Origin of the sequence: Pseudomonas putida (assembly GCF_002906855.1) — a bacterium.
In the GTDB taxonomy this organism is placed as follows: domain Bacteria; phylum Pseudomonadota; class Gammaproteobacteria; order Pseudomonadales; family Pseudomonadaceae; genus Aquipseudomonas; species Aquipseudomonas putida_N.
The window spans coordinates 1,578,909-1,597,420 of the sequence record NZ_MINI01000028.1 but is presented as its reverse complement, the minus strand read 5'-3'; the positions used below and the strand labels follow the sequence as shown (position 1 = coordinate 1,597,420).

The following is an 18,512-nucleotide window of genomic DNA, read 5'->3' as shown; positions in this document are numbered from 1 at the left end:
CCAAGGCATGCACCTGTCAGCCCTACTGCAATCCCTTGGCAGGCCCACTCACCGGCAAGCGAACACCGGAACTCAGACGGTTTCAGTCATCAGAAATTCTGATCACGATCGTCTTTCATCATCAGCCAGATCGGGAATAGATTCTCCACCGTCAACCCCAGCAGCAACGGTAGAGCCCATGCCCAGCCCACAACAAAAACCCGCCTCCCCTGCCCTCGACACGCTGATCCAGCGTTCTGGCCTGCCCAGCCCCACTCTCAGCGAAGCCCAGGCGCATACACTGCTGCAAGCGCACTACGGCCTGGATGGCGACCTGACAGCTCTGGGCAGCCAGCAGGACCTGAACTTCCGCGTGGACACAGCGCAAGGGCGCTTCGTGCTCAAGGCCTGCCATGGCAGCTATGCCGAGGTCGATCTGCAGGCGCAGCATGCCGCCCTGACCTACCTGCGCGAGCGGGGCTTGCCAGTACCCGCCGTGCAAGCTGCGCAGGATGGCGAAACCTTGCTGGCAATGGACATCGACGGGCAACCCCTGCGGGTGCGCCTGCTCGACTACATCGACGGCCAGCCACTGACCCGCCTCAAGCACATGCCGCCACGCCTGATGGCTGAACTGGGCAGGCTGTGCGCACGGCTCGACCAGGCCTTGGTCGGTTTCGACCACCCTGGCCTGGAGCGCACCCTGCAATGGGACCCGCAACATGCCCAGGCGCTGATCGAACACCTGCTGCCAGTGCTGCAGGATGCCAGCCAACGCACCCGTATCGAGCAGGCCACGCGCCTGGCCAGCAAGCGCCTGGCACCCTTGGCGCAGCGGCTGCCGACCCAGGCCGTGCACCTGGATATCACCGACGACAACACCGTGTGGGCCCGCGACGAGCAGCGCCAGTGGCAACTGCAGGGCGTGATCGACTTCGGCGACCTGTCGCGCACCTGGCGCATCGCCGACCTGTCAGTGACCTGCGCAGCCTTGCTGCACCATGCCGAAGGCGACCCGCTGCGTATCCTGCCGGCGGTCAGCGCCTACCAGGCCCTCAACCCACTGACCGAGGCTGAACTGCGTGCCTTGTGGCCGTTGGTACTCAACCGTGCAGCGGTGCTGGTGCTGAGCAGCGCGCAGCAACTGGCCGTGGACCCGGACAACCAGTACATCCGCGACAACGTCGCCCATGAGTGGGAAATCTTCGATACCGCCACCGCCGTGCCATTCGCCTTGATGGAGGCGGCCATTCTCCAGGCGGCCGGTCTGCAGGCCGATGCCGCCGACCTGACGGGCTGTGCGCCGCTGCTCCCCGAGTTGGCCGGGCAAGCGGTCAGGCGAATCGACCTGGGCGTGCTCAGCGCGCACTGCGAAGCCGGCAACTGGGAACAGGCGGGCTTCGACCAGCAGCTGCTGAGCTCGCAACCTGCACCGGCCTGCAGCCTGCACGGCCAGTATCGCCTGTCACAAACCCGTGTCGATCGCCCCGAAGAGCCTGCCACCTGCGCGCTGGGCGTGGAACTGCATGTGTCCAATGGCAGCCCGGTTCAGGCGCCGGAAGCAGGCATCTGGCAACGTCACGGCGACGGTCGCGGCTGCCTGCGCACGCCACAATGGGCCTTGTGGTTACAAGGCCTGGAAGAGGCCCCGGCGGATGGCCAGACCGTGACGAAAGGGCAATCGCTGGGCAGCAGTTGCGGCTTTCTCAGTGTCCAGCTGTGCCTTGACACCCACATCCAGCCGCCGTTCTTCGCTACTCCGTCGCAAGCTGACGCCTGGCTGGCCCTGTGCCCGTCGCCTAGCGCGCTGCTGGGCTTCGATTGCGACGCCGAACCATTGCCCGACCCACAGGCCCTGCTGGCCCGTCGCGATGCCAGCTTCGCCCGCTCGCAGAAGCACTACTACACGCAGCCGCCGCAGATCGAACGCGGCTGGCGCAATTACCTGATCGACCTGCAAGGTCGCTCGTACCTGGACATGCTCAACAACGTCGCCGTGCTCGGCCATGGCCACCCACGCATGGTCGCCGAGTCGGCACGCCAGTGGTCGCTGCTCAACACCAACTCGCGCTTCCATTACGCCGCCATCACCGAGTTCTCCGAGCGCCTGCTCGACCTCGCACCCGAGGGCTTCGACCGGGTGTTCATGGTCAACAGCGGCACCGAGGCCAACGACCTGGCGATCCGCCTGGCCTGGGCCTACAGCGGCGGCCGCGACCTGCTCAGCGTGCTGGAGGCCTACCACGGCTGGTCGGTGGCCACCGATGCCATTTCCACCTCCATCGCCGACAACCCCCAGGCCCTGGAAACCCGCCCCGACTGGGTGCACCCGGTGGAGGCACCGAACACCTTCCGCGGCCGCTTCCGCGGTGCCGACACGGCGACCGACTACCTGCGCGATGTCGACGCCAAGCTGGCCGACCTCGATGCCCGTGGCCGCCAGCTGGCCGGCATCATCTGCGAACCGGTGTACGGCAATGCCGGGGGCATTTCGCTGCCGGCCGGTTACCTGCGCCAAGCCTATGCCAAGGTCCGCGCCCGCGGTGGCGTGTGCATCGCCGACGAAGTGCAGGTCGGTTATGGCCGCCTGGGCGAGTACTTCTGGGGCTTCGAGGAACAGGGCGTGGTGCCCGACATCATCACCATGGCCAAGGGCATGGGCAACGGCCAGCCGCTGGGTGTGGTGATCACCCGCCGCGAGATCGCCGAGGCACTGGAGGCCGAGGGTTACTTCTTTTCCTCGGCCGGCGGCAGCCCGGTGAGCTGCCGCATCGGCATGGCGGTACTGGACGTGATGCAGGAGGAAGGCCTGTGGGACAACGCCCGCGACACCGGGCGCTATTTCAAGGCGCGCCTGCAGGCGCTGGTCGACAAGCACCCGCTGGCTGGCGCGGCGCATGGTTCGGGCTTCTACCTGGGGCTGGAGCTGGTGCGCAACCGTGAAACCCTGGAGCCGGCGACCGAGGAAACCATGCTGCTGTGCGACCGCCTGCGCGAACTGGGGATCTTCATGCAGCCGACCGGCGACTACCTGAACATCCTCAAGATCAAGCCGCCGATGTGCACCACCCGGGCGAGCGTCGACTACTTCGTCGACAGCATTGACCGGGTGCTTGGCGAAGGCCTGTAAGGGGGCTGTCAAGCGGGCCGGCGAGTGTTCATACTTTCCGGCCTCCTTCTCAGGTTTGCGGACATGGCCTTCAGCAGCGACTCCCTGGCAATTTTCCTCGCAGTGCTGGAAGCGGGCTCATTCTCTGCCGCCGCGCGCAAGCTGGGGCGGGTGCCGTCGGCCGTGAGCATGGCCATCGCACAACTGGAGGCAGAGCTGGACCTGGCTCTGTTCGACCGCGCTACACGTAAAGCCTTGCCCACCAGCGCCGCCCTGGCGCTGGAGCCGCAAGCCAGGCAGGTGATCTGCCAGCTCAACCTGCTCGACGCCCAGGCCCTGCAACTGCATCAGGGGCTGGAAAAACGCCTGACCATCGCCATGGCCCCGGAGCTGCAGACCGGCCGCTGGAGCCAGCCGCTGGAAACCCTGGCGAAGGAGTTCCCCAGCCTGGAGATCGAAGTGCGCTCGGCGACCCAGACCGAGGCGGTGCGCTTGCTGCATGAGGGCAGCGTGCAACTGGCGCTGGTGTTCGAACGCCCGGGGATCGATGAGCGCGAGTCCTTTCTCGAAGCGGGCAGCCAGTTGCTGGTGGCTGTCGCTTCACCGCGTCATCCTGCAGGCAGCAACAGTGGCACGCCGCTGCCTGAAGAAGCGTTTGCCGAACAGCGGCAGATCATCGTGGCTTCGGGCAAGGCCACCGGCTCGGACCCGCGCATGGTGCTGTCGCGGCGGATATGGTTGACCGACAGCTATCTGGCGACGCTCGACCTGGTGCAGTCCGGCCTGGGCTGGGCCTACTTGCCGCAGCCGCTGGTGGAGCCGTTGATCGCTTCGGGGGCACTGGCCGAGGTGCGGTTTGACAACATGGCCAGCCGGTTGCGGCTGTGGGTGGACATCATCTGGCTGAAGCCGCGGCCGTTGGGGCTGGGTGCCAGGCGCTATCTGGAAGTCATGCGCCAGCTGTTCGAGAAAGAACCCCCCAGGGCTTGATATCACGCATATCTCCTGTAGGAGCGGGCTTGCCCCGCGAACACCGGCGGAGCCGGTGCCATGCATATCACGGGATGGCACCGGCTCCGCCGGTGTTCGCGGGACAAGCCCGCTCCTACAGGGTGCTGCTTCATTCATGAAAGCGGGGCCACCAGGCGGTAGCCCACCCCGGCCTCGGTAATGATGAAGCGTGGCGCCGTCGGGTCATCGCCAAGCTTCTGCCGCAAATGCCCCACCACGATCCTCAGGTAGTGGGTGTCGTCGACATGGGTCGGTCCCCAGATGTCCTTGAGCAATTGCTGCTGGGTAATCACCCGCCCTGGATGCCCCGCCAGCTGCGCCAGCAGTGCGTACTCCTTGCGCGTCAGCGCGATCTCCACACCCTCCAGGGTCACTTTGCGGAAGGCGAAATCCACCACCAGCGGCCCGAAGCTCGCCGTCACTTCGCTGCCGCCCGACTGCGGCACCTGACGTAGCAGCGCACGCACCCGGGCCAGAAACTCCTGGATGCCGAAAGGCTTGGTCACATAGTCATTGGCGCCGCCATCCAGCGCATCGACCTTCTGCACCTCGCTGGCCCGCACCGACAACACCAGCACCGGCACCGCGCTCCACTCGCGCAACTCGCGCAGCACCTGCTGGCCGTCCATGTCGGGCAGGCCGAGGTCGAGCACCACCAGGTCGGGCTTGGCCAGCGCGGCCTGGGCCAAGCCTTCGCTGCCGGTGGCGGCTTCGATCACCTTGTAGCCCTGGGAGCTGAGGCTGATGCGCAGGAACTTGCGGATCTGTGGTTCGTCGTCGATGACCAACAGGGTGGCGGACTGGCTCATGGTGTTTCGCTTTCGGCTTCGGGTTGCTGGGGCAGCGGCAAGCATAGAGTGATGCAGGTGCCGTGGCCATCGATGCCTTCGCCTACCAGGATCTGCCCGCCGTGGGCACCGATCATGCCCTGGCAGATCGCCAGGCCCAGGCCGGTGCCCTGCCCACCACGGTCGCCACGGGCAGCGGTGTAGAACATGTCGAAGATCTTCTCGCGTTCGGCCACCGGGATACCGGGGCCCTGGTCGCTGACGGCGAAGTGCAGCTGCTCGTCGTGCACCGAAACCTGCAGGTCCAGGCGACCTTGCGCGGGCGAGAAGCGTGCGGCGTTTTCCAGCACATTGATCAGCGCCTGCTCGATCAGCGCGGCGTGCACGAACAGCAACGGCAGCTCGCCGGGCACCTCGGTGTGTACGTGCAACGGCGCCAGCACCGCGCGCAGCCGGTTGAGGGCACTGCCGACAATATCAGCCGGGGCCACCCAGTCGCGGGCAAGCTTGAGGCCGCCGTGGCCGAGGCGGGTCATGTCGAGCAGGTTCTGGATGTAGCGGTCCAGGCGTTCGGCTTCGTTGCGCGTGCCTTCGAGCAGCTCGCGGCGATCTTCAACGGGGATCGCCTCGCCAAGCGCCAGCAGGCTGTCGATACTGCCGCGCATGGCTGTCAGTGGGGTGCGCAGGTCGTGGGACACGGAGGCGAGCAAGGCACTGCGCAGCTGCTCGGTTTCGCCGTGCAGGCGGGCGGCTTCGAGCTGTTCGGCCAGCCTGGCACGAGCCAGGGCCTGTGCCAGGGGTTGGCCAAGGGCCATCAGCAAGCGCCGACGCTGGGCAGTCAACGGCTCGCCAGAGCGTGGGCGCACCCCGAGCAGGGCCAGGGGCTGATCGTCAACTGCCAGCGGCCACCACCACCAGCGCCCGTTGGGCAAGGTATCACTGCCGTGGCCTGCAGCCTGGCCATGCTGCCAGGCCCACTCGGCGGCGGCACGTTCGTTATCGCTCAAGACCTGGGTTTCACCGCTCGCCAGGTGCAGCAGCCCTTCGCTGTTGCGCTCCAGCAGGCACACCTGCACGTCTTTCCAGCCATTGAGGTGGCGACCGGCGGCGTTGAACACAGCCTGGCGGTCAGTGGCCACGGTCAGGCGACGCGACAGGTCGAGCAGCTGGTTGGTCTGCGCCTGGGTTTCGCGCAGGGCCTGCAACTGGCTGCGCTGGCGGGCCGCGAGGTTGCCGGTGAGGGCCGCCATGAGCAGGAAGAACACCAGCGTCAGCACGTCTTCCTCGCGCTGGATGCTGAACGAGAAGTTCGGCGGAATGAACAGGAAGTCGTAGGTCAGGAACGACAGCGCCGCACAGGCCAGCGCCGGGCCCAGGCTGCTGCGCACGGCCACCAGCAGCACGGCGGCGAGGAACACCAGCGAGATGTTGGGCAGCGCCAACACGCTCGACACGCCCCAGGCCAGGCCGGCGGCCAGCACCGTGGCCACCAGCGCCAGCAAGTAATGACGCCAGACCCACACCCGGCTGACCGCCGCACGCGCCGGCCGTGCCTGGCTGTCGCGGTCGAGCACATTGATCTCCAGGCCATGGCTTTCGCGCAGCAGCCGGGTGGCGACGCCGGCGCCGAACAGGCGACGGCGCAGCCGGTCACGGGATTGCCCGACCAGCACCAGGCTGGCGCGACGCTCGGCGGCGTGCTGGATCAAGGTCCGCGCCACCTCGCCGGCACGCAGCAACACCACCTCGCCCCCCAGGCGCTCGGCCAGTTGCTGAGCCGCCTGCAGGCGCTGGCGGGCGGCTTCGTCACGCAAGCGGCCGTTGTCGACGTGCACCAGGCTCCACGGCAGATGACGGCGCTGGGCAACACGGCTGGCGTGGCGCACCAGGCGCTCGGCCTGCTCATCGCCATCGACGCCCACCAACAGGCGCCCACGCAAGGTAGGCGCCGCTTCGCCACGCAAACGGTAACCGTGGGCCAGGTCGGCATCGACCTGGGCGGCGGCGGTCTGCATGGCCAGCTCGCGCAGGGCGGTAAGGTTGGTTTGCGAGAAGTACGCATCGATGGCGGCCCGCGCCTGTTCCGGCACATACACCTTGCCTTCGCGCAGGCGTTCGAGCAGTTCGCGCGGCGGCAGGTCGATCAACACCAGCTCGAAGGCTTCCTGCAGCACCCAGTCCGGCAGCGTTTCGCGCACATGCACGCCGGTAATGCCACGGACCTTGTCGTTGAGGCTTTCCAGGTGCTGGACGTTGACCGTGGTGTACACGTCGATGCCGGCGGCGAGCAGCTCTTGCACGTCCTGCCAGCGCTTGGCGTGACGGCTGCCGGGGGCGTTGGTGTGGGCCAGTTCGTCGACCAGGACCAAGGTCGGCGCGGCCTTGAGCAGGCCGTCGAGGTCCATTTCCTCGAGGGTGACACCGCGGTATTCGCTGCGCAGCAAGGGCTGCTGGAGCAGGCCGCCAAGCAGCGCTTCGGTTTCGCTGCGGCCATGGGTTTCGACTACCCCGGCCAGCACTTGCACGCCTTGGCGTTGCTGGGCGTGGGCGGCCTGGAGCATGGCAAAGGTCTTGCCCACGCCTGGGGCGGCACCGAGGAAGACCTTGAGCCGACCGCGACCGCTGCGTGGGAGGGTGGCCAACAGCGCGTCTGCGCGGGTGGAGTCACTCATGTTTCATCCTTTGTTCTGCACTTACGTCTCGGACCTCATCGCGAGCTTTGCTCGCTCCTACGGGCGAACGCATTCCCCCGTAGGAGCGAGCAAAGCTCGCGATGAGGCCCGCAACCTAGCCCATTAGAGGCGATCAAGCGCCTGGTTCAAGGCCAGCACATTGACCACCGGTGGCCCGATCAATGGGTGGAGGGTGGCCTCTTCCAGCAAGGCTTGCAAGCGCTCCACCGGTATCTGCCGCGCCGCCGCTACCCGAGGAATCTGGTAGGCCACCGCTTGCGGTGGCAAGTGCGGGTCGAGGCCGCTGCCGGAGGTGGTCAGCAAGGCCTGCGGCACCGGCCCCAACTGTGCCTGGTATAGCGCTGCAGCATCGCCCTTGACCCGTTCGGCCAGAGCCGGATTGCTCGGTGCCAGGTTGCTGGCGCTGCTGGCCACGGTGGCAAAAGCACCCGCCGAAGGCCGTGAATGGAACCAGCCATCGCCCTGGAAATCCTGGGCGATCAAGGCCGAACCCCGCACCTGCCCGCGCTCATCGCGCACCAGGCTGCCATTGGCCTGCTCGGGGAATGCCAGCTGGGCAACCCCGGTCACCGCCAGCGGGTACAGCGCGCCAGTGACGACCGTCATCAGCAGGATCAGGCTCATCGCCGGGCGTACGTAACTGTTCATGGTGGCCTCCTCAGACCAGGTGCAAGGCATTGAGCAGCAGGTCGATCAGCTTGATCCCGGCAAACGGCACGATGATGCCGCCCAGCCCGTAGATCAGCAGGTTGCGCCGCAGCAGGTGCGCCGCGCTCGCCGCCTGCACACGCACACCGCGCAGTGCCAGCGGGATCAGCACGATGATGATCAACGCGTTGAACACGATGGCCGAGAGGATCGCGCTCTGCGGGCTGGCCAGGTGCATCAGGTTGAGCACGCCGAGTTGCGGGTAGATGGCAGCGAACAGCGCCGGCAGGATGGCGAAGTACTTGGCCACGTCATTGGCGATGGAGAAGGTAGTCAGCGCTCCGCGGGTCACCAGCAGCTCCTTGCCCACCTGCACCACGTCCAGCAGCTTGGTCGGGTCGCTGTCCAGGTCGACCATGTTGGCCGCCTCGCGCGCCGCTTGGGTTCCATCGTTCATGGCCATGCCGACGTCTGCCTGGGCCAGCGCCGGGGCGTCGTTGGCGCCGTCGCCGCACATCGCCACCAGGCGGCCGTCGTTCTGCTCCTGGCGGATGCGTGCCAGTTTCTTCTCCGGCGTGGCTTCGGCGAGCACATCGTCCACGCCGGCCTCGGCCGCGATGGCTGCGGCGGTCAGCGGGTTGTCACCGGTCACCATCACAGTGCGGATGCCCAGCTTGCGCAGCTCGGCAAAACGCTCGCGGATGCCCGGCTTGACCACGTCCTTGAGGTGGATCACGCCGAGCAGGCGTTTATCCAGGCACACCAGCAACGGGGTGCCGCCGCTCTGTGCGATCCTCTCAACTTCACGGGCCAATGCGGTGGGCAGGTCCAGGCGCTGCATACCGACGAAGGCCAGCACGGCATCGACGGCGCCCTTGCGATAGCGGTGCTGCTGGAAGTCGATGCCCGACAGGCGCGTCTCGGCGCTGAAGGCGATGGCCTGGTACTGCCCAGCTGACGGTTCGATGAAGTCGTGCAACTGGCGCAGGTACTCGACGATCGACTTGCCCTCGGCAGTGTCGTCGGCCAGCGAAGCGAGCAAGGCACCCTCCCCCAGCTCCTTGGCGGTCACGCCCTGGGCCGCGTGCAGGGCGCTGCAGCGGCGGTTGCCGAAGGTGATGGTGCCGGTCTTGTCGAGCATCAACGTATGCACGTCGCCGGCCGCCTCCACTGCGCGGCCGGAGCGGGCGATCACGTTCAGGCGCACCAGGCGGTCCATGCCGGCGATGCCGATGGCCGAGAGCAGGCCGCCAATGGTGGTGGGGATCAGCGTCACCAGCAGCGCGGCGAGGAAGATCAGCGGCAGGCTGCCGCCGGCGAAATGGGCGAATGGTTGCAGGGTCACCACCACGATCAGGAAGATCAGGGTCAGACCGATCAGCAGGATGTCGAGGGCGATTTCGTTGGGGGTCTTCTGCCGCTTGGCGCCTTCGACCAGGGCGATCATGCGGTCCAGGGTCGACTCGCCGGGGTTGCTGGTGATGCGGATCAGCAGCCAGTCGGAGACCAGCCGGGTGTTGCCGGTAACGGCTGAGCGGTCACCGCCGGATTCACGGATGACCGGCGCGGACTCGCCGGTGATGGCCGCTTCGTTGACCGCCGCGATACCTTCGAGCACCTCACCGTCGCCGGGGATCATCTCGCCAGCCACCACACGCACCACATCGTCTTTGCGCAGCGCCGTGGCCGCGACGCTCTCGAAACTCCCATCGCGTTTGCGGCGCTGTGCCGTCAGCCCCTGGCTACCGGCCTTGAGGCTATCGGCGCGAGCCTTGCCACGGCCCTCGGCGAGGGCCTCGGCAAAGTTGGCGAACAGCACGGTGAACCACAGCCACAGGGCAATCTGCACGGCAACACCGGTGCTGACGCCATTGCCAGGCGCGAAGCACAGCGCGGTGGTGAGGATGGCCGTCAGGGCGACCACCAGCATCACCGGCGCCCGTTTTAGCTGGCGCGGATCGAGCTTGACGAAGGCCTGCACCAGCGCCGGCCGCCACAGGGCCGCAAAGCGGGTCTGGTCCTTGGCACTGTGTGAGGCTTTCACTTCAGGAATGGGCATGTTCATGGATGATTCCTCAGAAACCCAGGCTCAGTTGTTCGGCGATTGGCCCGAGGGCCAGGGTCGGCAGGAAGGTCAGGCCACCGACCAGCAGGATTGTCACCAGCAACAGGCAAGCGAACAGCGGGCCATGGGTGGGGAAGCTGTTGCTGCCCTGGGGCACGCTCTTCTTCGCCGCCAGGCTGCCGGCCAGGGCCAGGATCGGCAGGATGTAGCCGAAGCGGCCGATCAGCATGGCCAGGCCGATCATCACGTTGTGATACACCGTGTTGGCGCCAAACCCGGCGAACGCCGAGCCATTGTTGGCGGTGCCTGAGGTGTAGGCGTACAGCAACTGACTGAAGCCGTGGGCGCCCGGGTTGCTCACTGCACCTGCCGGGCCTGGCAGGCTGGCGGCGATGGCGCCAAGCACCAGCACGCCCACCGGCATCACCAGCAAGGTCGCCACCAGCAGCTGCACCTCCCGCGCTTGCAGCTTCTTGCCCAGGTATTCTGGCGTGCGGCCAATCATCAATCCGGCCAGGAACACGGCGATCAGCACGAACAGCAGCATGCCGTAGAGCCCGGCGCCGACGCCGCCGAAGATCACTTCACCCACCATCATGTTGACCATCGCGACCATGCCGGTCAGCGGGTTGAGGCTGTCGTGCATGGCATTGACCGAGCCATTGGAGGCCGCTGTGGTGGTCACGGTCCACAGCACCGAGCCGGTGGTGCCGAAGCGGCTCTCCTTGCCTTCCATCGGCGCGCTCTGCTGCACCTGGGCGCTTTCCAGCGCCGTATTCGGCTGGTATTCCGACCACAGCGCCGTACCGCCACCCAGCAGGAACAGCGCGAGCATACAGGCGATGATGGCGCGGCTCTGGCGCAGGTCCTTGACGTAGTGCCCGAAGGTGAACACCAGCGCCACCGGGATCAGGATGATCGAGGCCACCTCGAACAGGTTGCTCCAGGCCGTGGGGTTTTCGAACGGGTGAGCCGAGTTGACGCCGAAGAAGCCGCCACCGTTGGTGCCCAGCTGCTTGATGGCGATCTGGCTCGCGGCCGGGCCCAGTGGGATGGTCTGGTCGGCGCCTTGCAGGGTCACGGCATGGGCGTAGTCGGCGAAGGTCTGCGGCACGCCCTGCCATACCAGCAGCAGCGCCAGCAGCAAGCACAGCGGCAGCAGGCCGTAGAGGGTAGCGCGGGTCATGTCGACCCAGAAGTTGCCCAAGCTGGTGGTAGAACGGCGGGCGATGCCGCGGCACAGCGCAACCAGCACGGCCAGGCCAGTGGCAGCGCTGACGAAGTTCTGCACGGTCAGTCCGAGCATCTGGCTCAGGTAGCTGACCGACGCTTCACCGCTGTAGGCCTGCCAGTTGGTGTTGGTGACGAAGCTCACCGCTGTGTTGAAGGCCAGCGACCACTCTTGGCCAGGCAGGTGCTGCGGGTTGAGTGGAAGGTAGCCTTGCAGCAGGAGCACGCTGAACAGCAGCAGGAAGCCGGCCAGGTTGAAGGCCAGCAGGGCCAGCATGTACTGCTTCCAGTTCTGCTCCTGGTCGGCGCGCACGCCAGCCAGGCGGTAGCAGCCCTGCTCAACCGGGCCAAGCACGGGCGTCAGCCAGGTGCGCTGCCCTTCCATGACCTTGTAATAAAAGCGCCCAAGCCAGGGTGCTGGCAGCAGCACAATGGCGAAGAAGGCCAGCAGCAAAAGGTAATCGTAACTGTGCATGGCCGCTCCCTAGCTGCGATCGGCGCGCAGCAGCGCTACCAGCAGGTAAACCGCCAAGGCCACTGCCAACAGCAGTGACAACCCGTCGAGCATGTACATGAGTGGAACTCCCCCGTGGTGCGGCCAGGGCCGCTTTGGGGGAATTGTCTGAGGGATGGGCGTAAAGGGACGAGACCAGAGGGTGGGACTGGCTATAAAGAATGCGTAAAAACAGCCTTACTGTGGGGTTTGCGCCGAGTTACGGCTCCAGTCCAGCAGCAGGCTGTAACCGACTGCCAACAAGGTCGGCCCGATGAACAGGCCGATAAAGCCAAAGGCAAGCAAACCACCAAACACACCCAGCAGCACGATGACCAGCGGCAGGTTGCCGCCGCGGCTGATCAGGTACGGTTTGAGCACGTTGTCCACGCCGCTGATGACGAAGGTGCCCCAGATACCGAGGAATACCGCCATGCCGTATTCGCCCTTCCACACCAGCCAGCCCGTCGCCGGGATCCAGGCCAATGGCGGCCCCATCGGGATCAGGCTGAGCATGAAGGTCACCAGGCCCAGCACGATTGCCCCAGGCACTCCGGCAATCAGGAAACCAATCAGTGCCAGCAGCGCCTGGGCTGCCGCCGTGCCAATCACACCGTTTACTACCCGCTGGACGGTCCCGGCCACCAGCTCCAGGTAGTAATCGGCCCGCTCGCCCACCAACCGGTGCAGCAGCCGCAGCACGAAAGCCGACAACCGCGGCCCGTCACGGTAGAAGAAGAACACGAACACCAGGCTCAGGGTCAGCTCCAGCACTCCGCTGCCGATCTGCGCACTGCGCGCCAGCAGCCAATTGCCGACCTGCCCCAGGTACGGCTTTATCGACTGCAGCAAAGCCGCGCCTTGCTGATCGAGGGATTGCCACCAACTGACCAGGCGCTCGCCCACGAAGGGAATGCCGCCCAGCCAGTCAGGTGCATCGGGCAGGCCATCGACCTGCACGTCACGCACAAAGGCGGTGGCGTCGCGGATGTGGTCGGCCAGGTTGAAGCCCAGCCACACCAGCGGCAAGGCAACGATCAGGATCCAGGCCGTGGTCAGCAGGCTGGCGGCCAGGGTTTCACGCCCCCCCAGCACACGCGTCAGCAGGCGCATCAGCGGCCAGCTGGCGAACGCCAGGATAGCCCCCCACAGCAGCGCGGAGATGAACGGTGCCATGACCCACAGGGCGGCACCCAGCAGCGCCAGCAGCAGAATCTGGATCAGCAGGCGGTCATTATTGGCCATGGCGGCGCTCACTCAACGAATCAGTTCCAGGTGCAGGCCATCGGTGGGTGCATTGCCGACTTCGAGGCGGCCATCACGCACACCTGCCTTCACCAGTTGCTCGCGCCAGGCCTCGGCCTGGACGCCACTCAGGCTCGCGCGCATGGTGCTGTCGAGGTTCAGGCTGCGCGCCAGCAAGGTCACCCAGCTGTCCTGCGGCGCAGCCAGGTCAGGGTAGTCGAGCTTGCCGGTGTCACGCATTTCGCGCAGCACCGTGGCGGCGGTGGGCAGTATCTCACCCAGCGGGCTGCTGGCGACGAACTCTTCCACATGCAGATAGGCGCGACGGTTGCCACGGGTGACGCTGTACAGTGCAACCAGGGTGTCGGCCTCCTCGGCCGAGCGGCGCAGCAGGATGAACGCCTGCTGCTCGTCACCGCCGTTCAGCCGGGCATTGGCAAACACGTCGTTGGCCCACAGGCTGCCTTCGCCGCAATCGCGGCCCTGGCACCAGAACAACGGATAGCCACCGTCATGCTGCAGCGCCTCGCGGGCGCTGGTGAAGGCTTCGCGGGCGCTGCGCTCGACCGGCAGCTCGTAGGTGACCGAACTGACCTGGCCACGGCTTTCGATCTTGTCTTCGACACGCAGGCGGCCACTGATCTTGCGCAGCGGGCCCATGGGGTAGACACGTTCCTGCTCCACGGCCGGGCGCTGGTCGACCACCTTGGCGTCCACAGGCACGGGCAGGCTGCCGGCCCACAGCAAGGGGCTGGCCAGTGCGAGGCAGGTGGCGATGGCAGTACGCATGGAAACGGGGGCGCTCATCGGCGACCCAAGCGGCGCGGCGCGCCGGGTTGAAGCTCCAGGATGTCTGGCAGTTGCATGGTTGTCTCCCTGTTCAACCCGCCAAGCCTCGACACTTGTCCGGTGCAAGTCAAGCAAAGCCAAAGAAGCGATTGAAACAGTCTGCGACAAGGGCCGCGCCCTCTTCGTCGTTCAGGTGCAGGTGATGCCCACCGGGCAGCACGGTCTGCTCAAAGGGTAGCTGCTCCAGCAGTTCGGTGTGGCGCACCAGCATGCCGTCGGCCGCCACCACCAGGCTGGCAGGGCAGCTCACTCGCCGCACGTAGGCCATGGCCTGGCCCTGGCTCAGGCGTACCGGCGATGGAAGGGTCAGACGGCTGTCGCTGCGCCAGCTGTAACCACCGGGCACCGGCATCAGGCCGCGCTGGGCCAGGCGCTCGGCGGCTTCGCGGCTGACCGCGACCATGCCCTTCATGCGCGCCTGCACGCCCTCTTCCAGGGTCGGGTAAACGGACTTGCGCTTGCCATCGAGGCGCAATTGGGCCTGCAGGGCCATGCCCAGGCGCTCACCGGCATCCTGCTCGGCGCCGGTCGGGGGGATGACACCATCGATCAGGGCAAGGTGGCTGACCCGGTCTGGCAAGGCGCCGGCCAGTTGCACCGAAATGATCGCGCCCAACGAATGCCCGAGCAGGGCAAAACGCTGCCAGCCCAGTTGCTCGGCCACCCGCAGCACATCGTGGGCGTAATCGGCCAAGGCATAACCCGCGCCCAATGGGCGATGCTCGGAGTATCCGTGCCCGGCCAGATCGAGGGCGACGATGCGCAGGCCCTTCAACTGCGGGGCCAGGCGGGAGAAGCTGTTGGCGTTGTCCAGCCAGCCGTGCTGGGCGATCACCGGCAGGCCATCCTCCGGGCCGAACAGGTGCGCGGCCAGCTCGATGTGGCCCAGGCTCAGGCGCACTTCCTCGACCTGCGTGCTCATGCCTGGCTCCAGCGATCGAACAGGCCCTTGATCAGGCTGGCCGTGTCGGTCGGCCGTTCCAGCGGGAACATGTGCCCGCCCGGCACACTATGGTATTCGCCCCGCGGCATGCCGCGCACCGCCAGTGCGTGGTGGCGGCGGATGACGTTGCTGCGCTCGCCACGTACCATCGCCAAGGGCACCTGCAACTGGCGTGCAGGCGCCGGGCTGGCGTGCGGGATATTGCGGTAGATGCTGATCTCCGTGGCCGGGTCGAAGCGCAGGCGCAAGCCTCCTACATCCGCTTGCAGACCATGTTCGAGGTAGGCTTCCAGGCAATCCGGGTCAAAGTGGCGGAACAGCGACTTGCTGGCAAAGTAGGCGCGCGCGCTGTCACGGTCGGCAAAGGCTTCACGCCGCCCCAGGGTACGGCCGGCCGGTGTGATACGGTCGATGAAGCCAAAGCGCTTGGCGGTGCGCAGCAGCCACTGGTCTGCGCGGGTCAATACCGGTGAGTCGAGCATCACCACGCCGCGGTACAACTCGGGCCGGCGCAAGGCGGCGTGCAGGTGCAGCACGCCGCCCAGCGAATGGCCGACGCCCCACACCGGCGCCGCCGCCTGCTGCACCAGGTGATGCAGCAGTTCGTCGACCAGCTGCTGCCAGTTGTCGTCCACCGGAAAGCGCGGGTCATGGGCGTGCTGGGCCAGATGACTGACCTGATAATCCGGCGCCAAGGCGGCGAACAGTTTGCCGTAGGTGGCCGAGGGAAAACCGTTGGCATGAGCGAAGAAGATCTGCTGCGACATGGCGCCTGGTCCGGACGGGGATGATGGCTCATTGTCGGCATCGCGCCGGCACTCGGCAACGTCTGTAAATGTCATCGCCAAGGGCAATCAGGTCATGCCGACTGGTCGAAACTGGCCAGCGAGCGGCGCAGGCAGGCTTGCATGTAGGCAATCTGCCCTTCCAGTGCCTCACGGGCCAGGCGTTGGTCCCGGACATCGAGTTGCAGCCGGCGCAGGGCCAGGCAGCTGGTCTGCAGCAGGTGGGACATGCGTACGCAGGACTGCTGCAGTTCGTGCAGGTCCTGCTCGACCAGCAGGTTGTCCATGGGGCGCTGCTCGACTGTGTTACGCACTCTGCCCATCAGGTGATGGAACTTGGCGTCGGCGGCCTCGCGCAACAGGGCGTACCGGGCGAAATCGAGACGGTTGTCACGCTGTACGGCTTCGATAGTGGGCTGCAGATCCAGAGAGCGCAACAGCTCGTGCATCAACCCGCTCATTCAACGCTCCCTGCCCTGTCATCTACTGATCAAATTGGCGCCAAGCATCCGTTTGATCCAAATGGCTGGCAACTGGCAAAAATGCCAGTTGCTCCCGATCACTCTGGCGAACTAAGCACGCGCAACGTCATCAGCCCAGCCAGGGGCCAGTCGCCTTCCAGCTCCGCCAGACTGGCAGTGCTCATGGGCGCCGGTTGCTGAACATGGCCATGCTCGAGCATGCCGACCAGCGAGCCCACCAGTGGCTGGTGGCTGACCAGCAACACATGCTCCAGGCCCAGGCGTTCGACCTCGCCGATCACCTGCCGCACGTCGCTTTCAGGTGTCAGCCATGGCACGGTGCGAACGGGCTCGGCGAAGCCCAGGGTGTCATGCACCAGCGCCGCCGTCTGCTGTGCCCGCACATACGGGCTGGCGATGATCGCCTGCAACGGCTGGCCAAGCAGCCGGGCCGCGCTGTGCAGCACCTGCTCGCGGCCATGGCCGGTCAGGCGCCGCTCAGCGTCGGTGTTGGCGCGCGGCTCCGCCTCGCCGTGGCGCAACACCCACAGCTTCACAGCTTGGGCTCCTCGTCACGTACCGGGTGCGGTGCCGGGGCCACGGCGTGGGGCGCCTCGCCTTCCGGGGCACGGGCTGCCGGCCAGTCGGCGAACGGCCAGGGTTTCTGATCCGTGTGGAAGGTACCAAAACGGCCAATCTGCGCCAGGTACTGGCTCAGGCTGTCACCGAAGTTCATCAGGCTGGCGCTCGGTGCGCCATACACCAGGCGGTAGATCAGCTGCACCAGTACCAGGCCGCCGAGCAGCAGCTCGGCCAGTTGCCAGACCACCAGGAACACCAGCATCCACAGCACCCGCAGGATGATCGACTCGCGCTGGGCGCGCTCGGGGGTATCGTTCATGTGCTGCTCCTTCGCTTAGTTGAAACCACTGATGGAAATGAAATCGACGTCGGTCTTGGGCTCGGCGCGCATCAGTTGCTCGATCACCTGGTTCAGCGTGCAGCCTTCGAACAGGATGGCGTGCAGGCCGGCCACCAGCGGCATGTAGACCTGCACTTGCTGGGCCTTGGCCTTGAGCACCTTGAGCGTATTGACCCCTTCGGCCACTTCGCCCAGGCGACTGACGGCCTGCTCCAGGCTCAGGCCCTGACCCAGGGCGTGGCCGACCTGGTAGTTGCGGCTCTTGGGCGACGAGCAGGTGACGATCAGGTCACCGACACCCGCCAGGCCCAGGAACGTCATGGGGTTGGCACCCTGGCTGACGGCAAAGCGGGTCATCTCGGCCAGCGCACGGGTGATCAGCATGCTCTTGGTGTTTTCGCCCATGCCCAGGGCCACAGCCATGCCGGCAATGATGGCGTAGACGTTCTTCAGCGCACCGCCCAGCTCGACGCCGAAACGGTCGCTGCTGGCGTAGACCCGGAACGTGCGCCCGTGCAGCACGGCCTGCACGCGCTGGCACAGCTCATCGTCTTCACTGGCGACCACGGTGGCGGTCAGTGCATGCTCGGCAATCTCGCGAGCCAGGTTGGGGCCGGAGAGCACACCGATGCGGGCTTCGGGGGCGATTTCCTCGAGGATCTGGCTCATCAGCTTGAAGCTCTGCGCTTCGATGCCCTTGGTCAGGCTGACCAGGTATTTGCCACGCAGCAGCTCGGCATGGGGCGCCAGCACGCTGCGCAAGGCACTCGAAGGCAGCGCGACGAAAATCAGGTCGCTGGCTTGCAAGGTGGCCAGCAGGTCGTTGACCGGCTCGACCCCGTCCTGCAGGCGGATACCCTTGAGGTAGCGCGGGTTCTCGCGATTGACCCGCATCGCCTCGGCCTGCTCGGGGTCGCGCATCCATTGGCGTACCGGCACGCCATTCTCGGCCAGCAGGTTCGCCACGGCGGTGCCGAAGCTGCCGCCTCCCAGAACTGCAACAGGTTGCTGTTCAGTCATATTCAATCCGTTAAAGCCATTAAGTTAAGTGGCGACCCACTCATTATACGGGTCGCCTGCTACAGAACCAGTGGTGGGTTCTTGGGTTGGGCGGGGGATTTTCAGCGCCTGTGAGATCGAGCGCCGCCCGCGCGGCGCATCGCGAGCTACGCTCGCTCCTACGTTTGTTTTTGGCCAGTAACGCCTGTGGCAGGCGCGCGCGTCGGCCTTGTTGGTACGACGTGATAGCGCGCCATGCGCCAAGGCGTCCGCGCGCAAATCCCACTGGAGG

At 66.2% G+C, this 18,512-nt stretch carries 16 protein-coding genes; 2 read left to right on the top strand and 14 right to left on the bottom strand.

Features of this window, described 5'->3' with window-relative positions:
* The first annotated feature begins 178 nt into the window (after positions 1 to 178).
* Together BGP85_RS07735 and BGP85_RS07730 are read left to right on the top strand one after the other, a co-directional pair.
* Positions 179 to 3,109, top strand: coding sequence for an aminotransferase (locus BGP85_RS07735; protein ID WP_103446635.1), 2,931 nt, complete (start codon positions 179 to 181; stop codon positions 3,107 to 3,109).
* 63 nt (positions 3,110 to 3,172) lie between these two features.
* The gene (locus BGP85_RS07730) at positions 3,173 to 4,078 is read left to right on the top strand and encodes a LysR family transcriptional regulator (protein WP_103446634.1); all 906 of its coding nucleotides are present in this window, start codon (positions 3,173 to 3,175) and stop codon (positions 4,076 to 4,078) included.
* Positions 4,079 to 4,212: 134 nt separating this feature from the next.
* Here BGP85_RS07730 and BGP85_RS07725 read toward each other — a convergent pair whose 3' ends face one another.
* From BGP85_RS07725 to BGP85_RS07660, 14 genes are all read right to left on the bottom strand, one after another.
* Positions 4,213 to 4,908: a response regulator gene (locus BGP85_RS07725; protein ID WP_103446633.1), complete on the bottom strand. Its 696-nt coding sequence runs from the start codon at positions 4,906 to 4,908 to the stop codon at positions 4,213 to 4,215.
* A complete protein-coding gene (locus BGP85_RS07720) occupies positions 4,905 to 7,559 on the bottom strand; it encodes a sensor histidine kinase (protein WP_103446632.1) in 2,655 nt (884 codons plus the stop codon). The genes BGP85_RS07725 and BGP85_RS07720 overlap by 4 nt, the downstream gene beginning before the upstream one ends.
* A 123-nt stretch (positions 7,560 to 7,682) precedes the next feature.
* On the bottom strand, positions 7,683 to 8,228 hold the full coding sequence (kdpC, locus tag BGP85_RS07715) for a potassium-transporting ATPase subunit KdpC (RefSeq protein ID WP_103446631.1): 546 nt from the start codon (positions 8,226 to 8,228) through the stop codon (positions 7,683 to 7,685).
* Positions 8,229 to 8,238: 10 nt separating this feature from the next.
* The gene (gene kdpB, locus BGP85_RS07710; RefSeq protein WP_103446630.1) at positions 8,239 to 10,293 is read right to left on the bottom strand and encodes a potassium-transporting ATPase subunit KdpB; all 2,055 of its coding nucleotides are present in this window, start codon (positions 10,291 to 10,293) and stop codon (positions 8,239 to 8,241) included.
* A gap of 10 nt (positions 10,294 to 10,303) precedes the next feature.
* Positions 10,304 to 11,998, bottom strand: coding sequence for a potassium-transporting ATPase subunit KdpA (gene kdpA, locus BGP85_RS07705; protein WP_103446629.1), 1,695 nt, complete (start codon positions 11,996 to 11,998; stop codon positions 10,304 to 10,306).
* A 9-nt stretch (positions 11,999 to 12,007) separates the two neighbouring features.
* Positions 12,008 to 12,097, bottom strand: a complete 90-nt coding sequence (gene kdpF / locus BGP85_RS07700) for a K(+)-transporting ATPase subunit F (RefSeq protein ID WP_033696222.1) — start codon at positions 12,095 to 12,097, stop codon at positions 12,008 to 12,010.
* Positions 12,098 to 12,214: 117 nt separating this feature from the next.
* Positions 12,215 to 13,261: an AI-2E family transporter gene (locus BGP85_RS07695; protein WP_103448223.1), complete on the bottom strand. Its 1,047-nt coding sequence runs from the start codon at positions 13,259 to 13,261 to the stop codon at positions 12,215 to 12,217.
* A 12-nt stretch (positions 13,262 to 13,273) separates the two neighbouring features.
* Positions 13,274 to 14,068 carry a DUF4892 domain-containing protein gene (locus BGP85_RS07690; protein ID WP_103446628.1) on the bottom strand — a complete coding sequence of 265 codons (795 nt, stop codon included), beginning with the start codon at positions 14,066 to 14,068 and terminating at the stop codon, positions 13,274 to 13,276.
* 109 nt (positions 14,069 to 14,177) lie between these two features.
* A complete protein-coding gene (locus BGP85_RS07685) occupies positions 14,178 to 15,032 on the bottom strand; it encodes an alpha/beta hydrolase (RefSeq protein WP_103446627.1) in 855 nt (284 codons plus the stop codon).
* On the bottom strand, positions 15,029 to 15,820 hold the full coding sequence (locus BGP85_RS07680; protein ID WP_103446626.1) for an alpha/beta fold hydrolase: 792 nt from the start codon (positions 15,818 to 15,820) through the stop codon (positions 15,029 to 15,031). Before BGP85_RS07680 ends, BGP85_RS07685 begins: the two co-directional genes overlap by 4 nt.
* Positions 15,821 to 15,912: 92 nt before the next feature.
* The gene (locus BGP85_RS07675) at positions 15,913 to 16,299 is read right to left on the bottom strand and encodes a hypothetical protein (RefSeq protein WP_374755297.1); all 387 of its coding nucleotides are present in this window, start codon (positions 16,297 to 16,299) and stop codon (positions 15,913 to 15,915) included.
* 98 nt (positions 16,300 to 16,397) lie between these two features.
* Positions 16,398 to 16,856 carry a phosphohistidine phosphatase SixA gene (gene sixA, locus BGP85_RS07670; protein ID WP_103446624.1) on the bottom strand — a complete coding sequence of 153 codons (459 nt, stop codon included), beginning with the start codon at positions 16,854 to 16,856 and terminating at the stop codon, positions 16,398 to 16,400.
* Positions 16,853 to 17,200: a DUF4389 domain-containing protein gene (locus BGP85_RS07665; protein WP_103446623.1), complete on the bottom strand. Its 348-nt coding sequence runs from the start codon at positions 17,198 to 17,200 to the stop codon at positions 16,853 to 16,855. The genes sixA and BGP85_RS07665 overlap by 4 nt, the downstream gene beginning before the upstream one ends.
* 15 nt (positions 17,201 to 17,215) lie before the next feature.
* Positions 17,216 to 18,241: an NAD(P)H-dependent glycerol-3-phosphate dehydrogenase gene (locus BGP85_RS07660; protein WP_103446622.1), complete on the bottom strand. Its 1,026-nt coding sequence runs from the start codon at positions 18,239 to 18,241 to the stop codon at positions 17,216 to 17,218.
* Positions 18,242 to 18,512 lie beyond the last annotated feature (271 nt).

Coding starts and splice junctions, on each gene's coding strand:
- BGP85_RS07735 (WP_103446635.1), top strand. CDS start 179: ATGCCCAGCCCACAACAAAAACCCGCCTCCCCTGCCCTCGACACGCTG.
- BGP85_RS07730 (WP_103446634.1), top strand. CDS start 3,173: ATGGCCTTCAGCAGCGACTCCCTGGCAATTTTCCTCGCAGTGCTGGAA.
- BGP85_RS07725 (WP_103446633.1), bottom strand. CDS start 4,908: ATGAGCCAGTCCGCCACCCTGTTGGTCATCGACGACGAACCACAGATC.
- BGP85_RS07720 (WP_103446632.1), bottom strand. CDS start 7,559: ATGAGTGACTCCACCCGCGCAGACGCGCTGTTGGCCACCCTCCCACGC.
- kdpC (WP_103446631.1), bottom strand. CDS start 8,228: ATGAACAGTTACGTACGCCCGGCGATGAGCCTGATCCTGCTGATGACG.
- kdpB (WP_103446630.1), bottom strand. CDS start 10,293: ATGAACATGCCCATTCCTGAAGTGAAAGCCTCACACAGTGCCAAGGAC.
- kdpA (WP_103446629.1), bottom strand. CDS start 11,998: ATGCACAGTTACGATTACCTTTTGCTGCTGGCCTTCTTCGCCATTGTG.
- kdpF (WP_033696222.1), bottom strand. CDS start 12,097: ATGTACATGCTCGACGGGTTGTCACTGCTGTTGGCAGTGGCCTTGGCG.
- BGP85_RS07695 (WP_103448223.1), bottom strand. CDS start 13,261: ATGGCCAATAATGACCGCCTGCTGATCCAGATTCTGCTGCTGGCGCTG.
- BGP85_RS07690 (WP_103446628.1), bottom strand. CDS start 14,068: ATGAGCGCCCCCGTTTCCATGCGTACTGCCATCGCCACCTGCCTCGCA.
- BGP85_RS07685 (WP_103446627.1), bottom strand. CDS start 15,032: ATGAGCACGCAGGTCGAGGAAGTGCGCCTGAGCCTGGGCCACATCGAG.
- BGP85_RS07680 (WP_103446626.1), bottom strand. CDS start 15,820: ATGTCGCAGCAGATCTTCTTCGCTCATGCCAACGGTTTTCCCTCGGCC.
- BGP85_RS07675 (WP_374755297.1), bottom strand. CDS start 16,299: ATGAGCGGGTTGATGCACGAGCTGTTGCGCTCTCTGGATCTGCAGCCC.
- BGP85_RS07665 (WP_103446623.1), bottom strand. CDS start 17,200: ATGAACGATACCCCCGAGCGCGCCCAGCGCGAGTCGATCATCCTGCGG.
- BGP85_RS07660 (WP_103446622.1), bottom strand. CDS start 18,241: ATGACTGAACAGCAACCTGTTGCAGTTCTGGGAGGCGGCAGCTTCGGC.